Annotated in this window: 7 protein-coding genes; 5 read left to right on the top strand and 2 right to left on the bottom strand. The window is 70.2% G+C overall.

The genetic code is table 11. The features are described from left to right. Positions 1-71: 71 nt before the first annotated feature. Entirely contained in the window at positions 72-1184 is a 1113-nt protein-coding gene (locus tag SAVERM_RS22040; RefSeq protein ID WP_010985689.1) for a LacI family DNA-binding transcriptional regulator, read from the bottom strand. Positions 1185-1571: 387 nt separating this feature from the next. On the opposite strand from SAVERM_RS22040, the gene hisC reads away from it, so the two are divergent. From hisC to SAVERM_RS22015, 5 genes are all read left to right on the top strand, one after another. Then, positions 1572-2651, top strand: a complete 1080-nt coding sequence (gene hisC / locus SAVERM_RS22035) for a histidinol-phosphate transaminase (protein ID WP_010985688.1) — start codon at positions 1572-1574, stop codon at positions 2649-2651. A gap of 416 nt (positions 2652-3067) precedes the next feature. Beyond that, positions 3068-4576: a cytochrome ubiquinol oxidase subunit I gene (locus SAVERM_RS22030; protein WP_010985687.1), complete on the top strand. Its 1509-nt coding sequence runs from the start codon at positions 3068-3070 to the stop codon at positions 4574-4576. Between the two features lie 19 nt (positions 4577-4595). Continuing rightward, complete coding sequence (gene cydB, locus SAVERM_RS22025) at positions 4596-5600, top strand: cytochrome d ubiquinol oxidase subunit II (RefSeq protein ID WP_010985686.1); 1005 nt, start codon at positions 4596-4598, stop codon at positions 5598-5600. A gap of 60 nt (positions 5601-5660) precedes the next feature. Then, the gene (cydD, locus tag SAVERM_RS22020) at positions 5661-9215 is read left to right on the top strand and encodes a thiol reductant ABC exporter subunit CydD (protein ID WP_010985685.1); all 3555 of its coding nucleotides are present in this window, start codon (positions 5661-5663) and stop codon (positions 9213-9215) included. Between the two features lie 74 nt (positions 9216-9289). Then, positions 9290-10996 (top strand): GAF domain-containing sensor histidine kinase, encoded by a 1707-nt coding sequence (locus SAVERM_RS22015; RefSeq protein ID WP_010985684.1) that lies wholly within the window; start codon positions 9290-9292, stop codon positions 10994-10996. Positions 10997-11076: 80 nt separating this feature from the next. Here SAVERM_RS22015 and SAVERM_RS22010 read toward each other — a convergent pair whose 3' ends face one another. Continuing rightward, positions 11077-11964: a Cof-type HAD-IIB family hydrolase gene (locus tag SAVERM_RS22010; RefSeq protein ID WP_171033169.1), complete on the bottom strand. Its 888-nt coding sequence runs from the start codon at positions 11962-11964 to the stop codon at positions 11077-11079. Positions 11965-12046: the final 82 nt, after the last annotated feature.

Here is a 12046-nt window from a genome sequence, read left to right as displayed (position 1 = left end):
TTTCCCCACCGGGCCGCCGTCTTTGGGTCGCTCGCGGGCAACCTGTGAGCTACCCGCGGGCCACTGTCCGGCTACCCCTGCTCGGGTGAGCGGGGCGGACTGACCGTCGTACGCGGCGGACGTCGCTCGGACGACGTACGCACGATCAGCTCGGTCGGTATCACCTGCTCGACCGGTTGGTCCGACTCGAGGCCCTCGATGGCGTCGATGAGGAGCTGGACCACGGCCGTGCCGATCCGGCGCGGTTTCAGGGAGAGCGTGGTGATGGGCGGTTCGGTGTTCGCGTACACGGTGGACTCGCTGCAGCAGACCAGCAGGAGGTCGTCCGGTACGCGCAGGCCGTAGCGGCGGGCCGCGGCCAGCAGATCGGTGCCGTTCGGGTCGAAGAGCCCGTAGACCGCGTCGGGGCGGTCGGGGCGGGCCAGCAGCCGGTCGGCGGCGACGGCGCCCGCGCACGGGTCGTGGGCCGGGTAGGCCTCGTAGACGGGGTCCTGGCCGACGCGCTCGCACCAGTGCAGGTACGCGGTCGTCGACAGGTGGGTGTAGGTGTCCGTGGTGGTCCCCGTGAGGAGTCCGATCCGGCGGGCGCCCGCGTCGGCGAGGTGGTCGAGGATCCCCAGCACCGCGGCCTCGTGGTCGTTGTCGACCCAGGCGGTCACCGGGAGCGTGCCGGCCGGGCGGCCGTCGGAGACGACCGGTAAGCCCTGCCGGACCAGCTCGCTGACCACCGGGTCCTGGTCGGACGGGTCGATGACGACCGTGCCGTCCAGGGCGACGTTGGACCACACGTCGTGGCGCGAGGTCGCGGGGAGGATGACCAGGGCGTAGCCCCGGGCGAGCGCGGCCGAGGTGGCGGCTCTGGCCATCTCCGCGAAGTACGCGAACTCCGTGAAGGTGAAAGGTTCATCCCCGTACGTCGTCACGGTCAGGCCGATGAGGCCCGACTTGCCGGTACGGAGCGTTCGGGCCGCTGCCGATGGGCGATAGCCCAGCCGGTCGGCGACCTCGCGGACGTGGCGTCGGGTGGCGTCCGGCAGCCGGCCCTTGCCGTTGAGGGCGTCGGAGACGGTCGTGATGGAGACCCCGGCTGCCGCGGCCACGTCTCTGATGCCTGCCCGGCCTGGCCGACCGCCTCGGCGGGAGGTCTCCGCCCGGCTCACCTGGTGCTTCCCTGCTGCTGTCATGGCGAGCCGATAGTAGGGCTCATGCGGTGGGGTAGGGCGGACGCATATGCACGCGTTGACAGGCACGTTTCTGCAAGATCAATAAGTGGAAGTACCTTGGATTACAAGGGAGTTGAACGATCCAATGGCAATACCTGACTTGTCGACGCGCATGGGCCTGCCAAGTGGGTCATGTTTCGAAGAGGTCTCAACTCACCTTCACGAGGGATGCGCGCCACGGCGCGAGCCACCGGCGCGTGCGTGGAAGCGGGGCGCGCCCCCATTTCGTGCGCCTTCGTGGTCCGATGCCTGCTCGGCCATACGCAGGCGCGCCGAATCCTCATAAGGTGAGAAGCATTGGAAGCCGGTGGCGGTCATCAGCCAGTCGGTGTGCGTGAGGAGGATGCGGTGAGCGAGACGAGCCCGAAGCTGCGTGCCGAGCTGGAGGGTATCCCCACCTACAAGCCCGGCAAGCCGGCCGCGGCCGCCGGACCGGTGGCGTACAAGCTGTCCTCCAACGAGAATCCCTATCCGCCGCTGCCGGGTGTGTTGGAGAGCGTGGCCTCGTCGGTCGGGTCCTTCAACCGTTACCCGGACATGGCGTGCTCGGGGCTGATGAGCGAGCTGTCGGAGCGCTTCGGAGTGCCCCTGTCGCACCTGGCCACCGGTACCGGCTCGGTCGGGGTCGCCCAGCAGCTCCTCCAGGCCACGAGCGGTCCGGGCGACGAGGTGATCTACGCCTGGCGGTCCTTCGAGGCCTACCCGATCATCACGCAGGTCAGCGGCGCGACCTCCGTACAGGTGCCGCTGACGCCGGGCGATGTGCACGACCTGGACGCGATGGCGGACGCGATCACCGACCGTACGCGGCTGATCTTCGTCTGTAACCCCAACAACCCCACGGGCACGGTGGTGCGCCGGGCCGAGCTGGAGCGGTTCCTCGACCGGGTGCCCAGCGATGTGCTGGTGGTGCTGGACGAGGCGTACCGCGAGTTCATCCGTGACCCCGAGGTGCCGGACGGCGTGGCCATCTACCGGGAGCGGCCGAACGTCTGTGTGCTGCGGACGTTCTCGAAGGCGTACGGCCTCGCGGGGCTGCGCGTGGGGTTCGCGATCGCCCACGAGCCGGTGGCGGCGGCGCTGCGCAAGACGGCGGTCCCGTTCGGAGTGAGCCAGCTGGCGCAGGACGCCGCGGTGGCCTCGCTGCGCGCCGAGGACGAACTGCTCGGCCGGGTCGGCGCATTGGTGTGCGAGCGCCAGCGCGTGGTCGCCTCGCTGCGCGAGCAGGGCTGGACGGTGCCCGAGACACAGGCGAACTTCGTGTGGCTGCGGCTGGGGGAGCGCACGCTCGACTTCGCGGCCGCCTGTGAGCAGGCCGGTGTCGTCGTACGGCCGTTCGCCGGCGAAGGGGTGCGTGTGACGGTCGGCGAGAACGAGGCGAACGACATCTTCCTGAAGGTGACGGAACGGTTCCGCAAGGAGCTCTAGTGCACCGGGGGGCTCCGGGGGCTCCGGGGGCTCCGGGAATCCCGGGACTCCCGGGGTTTTCGTGGCTCGCTCCGGGGCCCTCCGGGGTCTTCCCGGCCCTCCGGCGAAGACGGTCCGTTGTCCAGGTGTTCTACGCGTACGGGCCTTCGGCAGGGCCTGGGTCGGTCGGGGTGTCGGCGAGGGTCGCGGTGAGATGTCCTGCGGGCCGGGAGAGCCGTATCCGCGGGGCCCGTTTTCGGCAGAGAGGTGACGGGGTCCGTTCTTAGGGACCCCCCACCCCTCTGACTTCGAACAGCCATGGGTCATAATTGCTTGTGAATGTGAACGCGTTCACAAGCGTGTCCGGGTTGTCCCGTGATGTGTGTGACATGCACGGCAAACTGCCGCTGTGACCACGGCGACGAAAGGAGAACGACGTGGAATTGGCTCTGGCGCCGGAGACCCTGGCGCGATGGCAGTTCGGCATCACCACCGTCTACCACTTCCTCTTCATCCCCCTGACGATCTCCCTCGCCGCGCTCACCGCCGGCTTGCAGACCGCCTGGGTGCGCACGGAGAACGAGAAGTACCTCAGGGCCACAAAGTTCTGGGGCAAGCTCTTCCTGATCAACATCGCGATGGGTGTCGTCACCGGCATCGTCCAGGAGTTCCAGTTCGGCATGAACTGGTCCGACTACTCGCGTTTCGTCGGCGACGTCTTCGGTGCCCCGCTCGCCTTCGAGTCCCTGATCGCCTTCTTCTTCGAGTCCACCTTCATCGGGCTGTGGATCTTCGGCTGGGACAAGCTGCCGAAGAAGATCCACCTGGCCTGCCTCTGGATGGTCTCCCTCGGCACGATCCTGTCGGCGTATTTCATCCTCGCGGCCAACTCCTGGATGCAGCACCCCGTCGGCTACCGGATCAACAGGGAGAAGGGGCGCGCGGAGCTCACCGACTTCTGGCAGGTGCTGACCCAGAACACCACGCTCACGCAGGTCTTCCACACCCTCTCCGCGTCCTTCCTCACGGGCGGTGCCTTCATGGTGGGCATCGCCGCCTACCACCTGTCCCGCAAGAAGCACATCCCCGTGATGAAGACCTCGCTGCGGCTCGGCCTGGTCACCGTGGTCATCGCCGGACTGCTCACCGCGGTCAGCGGCGACTTCCTCGGCAAGGTCATGTTCAAGCAGCAGCCGATGAAGATGGCAGCCGCCGAGGCGCTGTGGGACGGCCAGGACTCCGCGCCGTTCTCGATCTTCGCGTACGGGGATGTGGACAAGGGCCACAACACCGTTGCCATCGAGGTCCCCGGAATACTCTCCTTCCTCTCTTCGGACAGCTTCACCTCGTACGTCCCCGGCATCAACGACACCAACAAGGCCGAGCAGGAGCAGTACGGGCCCGGCGACTACCGGCCCAACATCCCGGTCGCCTTCTGGGGCTTCCGCTGGATGATCGGCTTCGGCATGGCGTCCTTCGCCATCGGACTGGCCGGACTCTGGCTGACCAGGAAGAAGTTCATGCTGCCGCAGCAGCTGCGGGTCGGCGACGACGAGGTGCCGCACCTGGTGCTCTTCAAGAACAAGGCGCTCGGTCCGACGCTCACCAAGTGGTACTGGCGCATCGCGATCCTGACCCTGGGCTTCCCGCTGATCGCCAACTCGTGGGGCTGGATCTTCACCGAGACGGGCCGGCAGCCGTGGGCCGTCTACGGCGTACTGCGGACCCGGGACGCGGTCTCCCCCGGTGTCTCGCAGGGTGAGGTCCTCACCTCGATGATCATCTTCACGTCGCTCTACGCGATCCTCGCCGTCATCGAGGTCAAGCTGCTCGCGAAGTACGTCAAGGCCGGACCGCCCGAACTCACCGAGTCCGATCTCAACCCGCCCACCAGGATCGGCGGCGACTCCCATGACGCCGACAAGCCGATGGCCTTCTCCTACTAGGCCAGGGAGCAGCTGAGTCATGCATCTTCACGACGTCTGGTTCGTACTCATCGCCGTCCTCTGGACCGGCTACTTCTTCCTGGAGGGCTTCGACTTCGGGGTCGGTGTCCTCACCAAGCTGCTGGCCCGCGACCGCACCGAGAAGCGGGTCCTCATCAACACCATCGGACCCGTCTGGGACGGCAACGAGGTGTGGCTCATCTCCGCGGGCGCCGCGACCTTCGCCGCCTTCCCCGAGTGGTACGCCACGCTCTTCTCCGGCTTCTATCTGCCGCTGCTGATCATCCTGGTCTGCCTGATCGTGCGCGGTGTCGCCTTCGAGTACCGGGCGAAGCGGCCCGAGGAGGGCTGGCAGCGCAACTGGGAGACCGCGATCTTCTGGACCTCGCTGATCCCCGCGTTCCTGTGGGGTGTGGCCTTCGGCAACATCGTGCACGGAGTGAAGATCGACTCGAAGTTCGAGTACGTGGGCAGCTTCGGGGATCTGCTCAACCCGTACGCCCTTCTCGGCGGCCTGGTCACACTGACGCTGTTCACGTTCCACGGGACCGTTTTCGTCGGCCTGAAGACCGTCGGGGATATCCGGGAGCGGGCGCGCAAGCTGGCGCTCAAGGTCGGCCTGGTGGCCGCCGTGCTGGCGCTCGTCTTCCTGCTCTGGACCCAGGCCGACAGTGGCGACGGCAAGTCCATGGCGGCGATGATCGTGGCCGTGCTGGCGCTCGTCGCCGCGCTGGTGGCAGCCCAAGTAAGGCGTGAGGGCTGGGCGTTCGCCCTGTCGGGGCTGACCATCGTGGCCGCGGTGGTGATGCTCTTCCTGACGCTGTTCCCCAACGTCATGCCGTCCTCCCTCAACGCGGACTGGAGCCTGACGGTGACCAACGCGTCGTCGAGCCCGTACACCTTGAAGATCATGACCTGGTGTGCCGGGATCGCCACGCCGTTCGTTCTGCTCTACCAGAGCTGGACGTACTGGGTGTTCCGCAAGCGGATCGGCACGCAGCACATTGCCGACGCTGCGCACTGAGTCCGACGAAGAGGCATGTTTCACGTGAAACATGCCGGTTGAACCGAGGGTGTGTTTCACGTGAAACCAATCGACCCGCGTCTGCTTCGATACGCTCGCGCCACCCGCGTCTTCCTGGCGGCGGTCGTCGTTCTGGGTGCTGTCGGAGCGGTGCTGGTCATTGCTCAGGCGATGCTCATCGCCGAGATCGTGGTCGGTGCCTTCCAGCACGGTCACTCGGTCGCTGAGCTCCGCACGCCCCTTGTGCTGCTGGCAGCCGTCGCGGCCGGGCGCGGTCTTGTCGCGTGGCTCACCGAACTTGCCGCGCATCGGGCGAGCGCGGCGGTGAAGTCGGAGCTGCGGAGGCGGCTGCTGGAGCGGGCGGCCTCGCTCGGACCGGGGTGGCTGAGCGGGCAGCGCACCGGCTCGCTCGTTGCCCTGGCCACGCGGGGGATCGACGCCCTCGACGACTACTTCTCGCGCTATCTCCCGCAGCTGGGGCTCGCGGTGGTCGTACCCGTGGCGGTGCTCGCGCGGATCGTCACCGAGGACTGGGTGTCGGCGGCGATCATCGTCGGCACGCTGCCGCTGATCCCGTTCTTCATGATTCTGATCGGCTGGGCCACGCGCACCCAGATGGACCGCCAGTGGCGGCTGCTGTCCCAGCTGTCGGGACATTTCCTCGACGTGGTCGCCGGATTGCCGACACTCAAGGTGTTCGGCCGTGCCAAGGCGCAGGCCGAGTCCATCAGGCGGATCACCGGCGAGTACCGGCAGGCGACCATGCGGACGCTGCGGATCGCGTTCCTGTCGTCCTTCGCCCTGGAACTGCTCGCCACGATCTCCGTCGCGCTGGTCGCGGTGACCATCGGCATGCGGCTCGTCCACGGCGAGATGGACCTGTACATCGGCCTGGTCATCCTTGTCCTGGCGCCCGAGGCGTATCTGCCGCTGCGGCAGGTGGGCGCCCAGTACCACGCGGCGGCGGAGGGGCTCGCGGCGGCGGAGGAGATCTTCGCGGTGCTGGAGACCCCGGCGCCGGTCTCCGGCTCACTGCGGGCACCGGAGGGTGAGATCGCCTTCGAGGACGTGACCGTGCGCTACCCCGGGCGGTCGGCCGACGCGGTGTCCAAGGTGTCCTTCACGGTGGCAGCCGGCGAGACCGTGGCGCTCGTAGGGCCGAGCGGCGTCGGGAAGTCGACGCTGTTGAACGTCCTGCTGGGGTTCGTATCGCCCACCGAGGGGCGGGTGCGGGCCGGGGGAGCCGATCTCGCCTCGGCGGACCTGGAGGAGTGGCGTTCGCGGATCGCCTGGGTGCCGCAGCGGCCGCACGTGTACGCGGGGACCATCGCCGAGAACGTGCGGCTGGCCCGTCCCGGCGCGGACGACACCGAGGTGCGCCGGGCGCTCGCCGACGCCGGAGCCCTGGAATTCGTGGACGCGCTGCCCGAGGGCGCCGAGACGCTGCTCGGCGAGGACGGCACCGGGCTCTCCGCCGGGCAGCGCCAACGGCTCGCCCTGGCCCGGGCGTTCCTCGCGGACCGGCCCGTGCTGCTGCTCGACGAACCCACGGCAGCCCTGGACGGGGCGACCGAGGCCGAGGTGGTGGCTGCGGTGCGGCGGCTGGCAGTGGGACGGACGGTGCTGCTGGTGGTGCACCGGCCGGCGCTGCTCGGGGTGGCGGACCGGGTGGTGCGGTGTGAGCCCGTCGAGTCGGCAGCGATGGAGCTCGCGGAGCCGGCCGCGGCCGTGGAGTCGGCGGAGTCCGCCAGGGCCGCCGGTGCTGTGTCCGGCGGAGGGGACCAGACGTCCGGTCGCGAGGCGGCCGATGCCGTGCCCTCGGCCGCCGAGGACGATGTCCGCCGCTCTCCCCTGCGGCACGGACGAGTGCTTTCTCGCGTGCGTGCCATGGCCGGTCCCCGGCGAGGGCGCCTCACGTTCGCCCTGCTGCTCGGTGCGGCCGCACTCGGGAGCGCCGTGGGGCTGATGGCGACCTCCGGGTGGCTGATCTCCCGGGCCTCGCAGCAGCCCCCCGTGCTGTATCTGATGGTCGCCGTGACCGCCACGAGGGCGTTCGGGATCGGGCGGGCCGTCTTCCGCTACGCGGAGCGGCTCGTGTCGCACGACGCGGTGCTGCGGATGCTCGCCGACACCCGGGTCGCCGTCTACCGGCGTCTGGAACGGCTGGCCCCCGCCGGGCTGCGCACGACCCGGCGGGGTGATCTGCTGTCGCGGCTGGTCGCCGACGTGGACGCGCTTCAGGACTACTGGCTGCGGTGGCTGCTGCCCGCCGGGGCCGCACTGGTCGTCTCCGCCGCCTCGGTCGGGTTCACCGCCTGGCTGCTGCCCGAGGCCGGGGCCGCCCTTGCCGTCGGCCTGCTGGCGGCCGGGGTCGGCGTCCCGCTGGTGACCGCGGCCGTGGCCCGTCGCGCGGAGCGCAGGCTGGCGCCCGCCCGAGGCGTGCTGGCGACCCGGGTGACCGATCTGCTGACCGGGACGGCCGAGCTGACGGTGGCCGGCGCGCTGCCCGCACGGATCGCCGGAGCACGCCGGGCCGACGCCACGCTCACCCGTATCGCCTCCCGTGCCGCTGCCGCCACCGCGCTCGGCGACGGGCTCACCGCGCTGCTGTCCGGACTGACCGTGGTGGCGGCCGCCCTCGTAGGCGCGCAGGCGGTCGTCGACGGGCGCCTGAGCGGGGTGGCCATGGCCGTCGTCGTCCTGACCCCGCTGGCCGCGTTCGAGGCCGTGCTGGGACTGCCGCCGGCCGTGCAGTACCGGCAGCGCGTGCGCAGGAGCGCCGAGCGCGTGTACGAGGTGCTGGACGCCCCCGAGCCCGTACGGGAGCCGGAGCGGCCGCGTACGGCGCCCGCGTCGCCGTTCCCGCTCGTCGTCACGGGGCTGACCGCCCGCCACGAGGGGCAGCACCGGGACGCGCTCGCCGGGCTCGACCTCACGCTCGAAAAGGGTCGCAGGATCGCCGTGGTCGGCCCCTCCGGGTCGGGCAAGACGACGCTCGCGCAGGTGATGCTGCGGTTCCTGGACGCGGGTGCGGGGACGTACACGCTGGGCGGTACGGATGCGTACGCCCTCGACGGCGACGACGTACGGCGGCTCGTCGGGCTCTGTGCCCAGGACGCGCACCTCTTCGACAGTTCCGTGCGCGAGAACCTGCTCCTTGCCCGCAGGGACGCCACCGAGGGGGATCTGCGCGACGCGCTGGCGCGGGCCCGGCTCCTCAACTGGGTGGACGGGCTGCCCGACGGGCTCGACACGCTGATCGGCGAGCACGGGGCACGGCTGTCCGGCGGCCAGCGTCAGCGGCTCGCGCTGGCCCGTGCCCTGGTGGCCGACTTCCCGGTGCTCGTCCTCGACGAACCCGCGGAACACCTCGACCTGCCGACGGCGGACGCGCTCACGGCGGACCTGCTGGCCGCGACGGAGGGGCGTACGACACTGCTGATCACCCACCGGCTGGCCGGACTGGAAGCGGTCGACGAGGTGATCGTGCTGGCGGACGGGCGCGCGGTGCAACGCGGGGCCTACGCGGAGCTGGCAGCCGTGAACGGGCCGCTGCGGGAGATGGTGGGCCGGGAGACCGAGGACGGGTTGCTGGTGGGGGCGGTGGCCCGCTAGGTGGAGCGGGCGCGGGACGGACGGAACTTGTATTCGGACTTTCCGTTGTAAATGGGACTAAGTACGCTACGGGCATGCCCGCAGCCCCCGTATCGCCAGGCGACGCCCCCGAGCCCGAAGCGGGCAGAGGGGATGACGCCGATTCCCGTGGGCTGACCGCGCGGGTGCCGCAGTTGCTGAAGGCGATGCGGTCGGTCGGGAGCGGGCTCGAGCTGCACTCCACGCTGGTCCGGATCTGCGAGACGGCGGCCGAGCTGGCGAACGCCCGCTATGCGGCTATCGGCGTCGTGGCCGAGGACGGCGACGGTCTTGCGGATTTCGTCCACCACGGGGTCGACGCGGAGACCGCCCGCCTGATCGGCCGGCTGCCCGACGGACACAAGGGGCTGCTCGGTGCGCTCATCCACGACCCGGCGCCGGTGCGGCTCGCGGAGCTGACCGAGGACCCGCGCTCGTGCGGCTTCCCCGAGCACCATCCGCCGATGCGCAGCTTCCTCGGAGTTCCCCTTTGCGTACAGGGGAAGACCTTCGGCAACCTCTATCTCGCCGAGAAACGCGGCGGCGGCCTGTTCGACGACTACGACCTCGACATGGTCCGCGTGCTGGCCATCGAGGCCGGCATCGCGATCGGCAACGCCCGCCTGTACGAGGCCGCCAAGCAGCGCGAGCGGTGGATCGACGGCTCGGTGGCCGTCACCACCGCGTTGCTGTCCGGCGGCGATCCCGAGGACGCCCTCCAGGTCGTCGCCGAACAGGCACGGCGGCTCTCCGGTTCGACGGCCGGGATCGTGCTGCTGCCCGCGGACGAGGGCGGTCTGGAGATCGTCGCCGTGGCCGCGGATCAGCGCCCGAAGGCGCTGGGCGCGGTCATCCCGCCGGAGAGTGAACTGGCCTCCGAACTCCTCGACGGCCGGGCCGTGTTCCTCGCGGACGCGGCCGGCGACCCCCGCACGATCACCCATCTCTTCCGCGACTACGGGCCGGTCATGATGCTGCCGCTGCGGAGCGACGGCCGGGTGCACGGTGCCCTCGTCACCCCCCGTGCACGCGGCGGCCGCCCGTTCACGGAGACCGAGCGCACCCTTGCCGCGCAGTTCGCCTCCCAGGCCGCGCTCGCGCTGATGATGGCCGAGGCACAGCGGGACCGGGAGCGGCTCGCGGTGTACGAGGACCGCGACCGGATCGCCCGTGATCTGCACGACCTCGTCATTCAGCGGCTCTATGCCACCGGGATGATGCTGGAGAGCGCGCAGCGCCGGTCCGGCGTGCCCGAGGTGCGGCGAGGCGTCGGTAAGGCGGTCGACGAACTCGACGTCACCATCCAGGAGATCCGCACGGCGATCTTCGCGCTCCAGCAGGGGCCCGCCGAGGTGCCGTCCGGGCTGCGGGCCCAGGTGCTGCGTGAGATCAAGACGGCCGCGATCCCCCTCGGCTTCACACCGTCGTACCGTTTCCTCGGACCCGTCGACACGGCGGTCGGTGAACTCACCCGCAACAACCTCATCGCGGCTCTCCGCGAGGCCCTGTCCAACGCGTTCCGGCACGCGGGGGCCTCGCGCATCGACGTCGTCGTCGACGCGACGGTGACGCTGCCCGACGGCCGGCCGGGTGTGCGGCTGACGGTCACGGACGACGGTGTCGGCATCCCCGACATCGGCCGTCGCAGCGGTCTGACGAACCTCGAGCGGCGCGCCGGGTCACTGGGCGGGGACAGCTGGTTCGGGCCGGGGACGGGAGAGAACGGGGCCGGTACGACGGTGACGTGGCAGGCGCCGTACTGACGGGCCGCGAAGCCGTGGCAACAGGCCTACGGGGCAATCCTGTTCCATACAACCGCGTGTTCCTTACAACCGCGTGTTCCTTACAACCGCTCCGCGAGTATCCGTTCGATCACCACGGCCACCCCGTCCTCGTTGTTGGCGACGGTCCGTCCGGACGCCGCGGCGAGGACGTCCGGGTGGGCGTTGCCCATCGCGTACGAGCGGCCGGCCCAGGTGAGCATCTCGACGTCGTTCGGCATGTCGCCGAACGCGACGACCTCCTCGTGGGAGATGCCGCGCTCGGCGCAGCACAGCGCGAGGGTGCTGGCCTTGGAGACGCCGGGCCCGCTGATCTCGAGGAGGGCGCTGGGACTCGACCGGGTGATGTTGGCGCGGTCGCCGACGGCGAGGCGCGCGAGGGTGAGGAACGCGTCCGGGTCGATCTCCGGGTGGTACGCGAGGATCTTCAGGACGGGCTCGTCGGCTCCGAGAGCGTCCGGCGCCAGGAGCTTCTCGGCGGGCGCGAGGCTGTCGGGGACCTCCATGTGCAGCTTCGGGTACGCGGGCTCCTGGTAGAAGCCGTACGTCTGCTCGACGGCGTACACCGTGCCCGGCGCGGCGTCGCGCAGCAGCCGCACGGCGTCGAGGGCGTTCTCCCGCTCCAGTTCCCGGACCTTGACGAAGCGGTGCGCGCCGGGGCCGCCGTGCAGGTCGACCACGGCCGCGCCGTTGCCGCAGATCGCCAGACCGTGCCCGTGGACGTGGTCGCTGACGACGTCCATCCAGCGGGCCGGGCGGCCGGTGACGAAGAAGACCTCGATGCCGGCCTCCTCGGCGGCCGCGAGGGCGGCGACCGTGCGCTCGGAGACGGACTTGTCGTCGCGCAGGAGGGTGCCGTCGAGGTCCGTGGCGATCAGCCGGGGCGGAACGGTGGAGGCCGGGGTCTCGGGCCGTCGAGTCGCTGAGGTCACCGGCCCATTCTCCCGCATATGCGCGCACGGCCGTGCAGTGGTCCGCACATGTGAGTGATAACCGTCCCCACCAGCGCTGTTACGCCCCGTCAAGCTCTGC

The organism is Streptomyces avermitilis MA-4680 = NBRC 14893 (assembly GCF_000009765.2).
Lineage (GTDB): Bacteria > Actinomycetota > Actinomycetes > Streptomycetales > Streptomycetaceae > Streptomyces > Streptomyces avermitilis.
The sequence above is the reverse complement of the archived record's forward strand: the minus strand, read 5'-3'. Positions and strand labels throughout refer to the sequence as shown.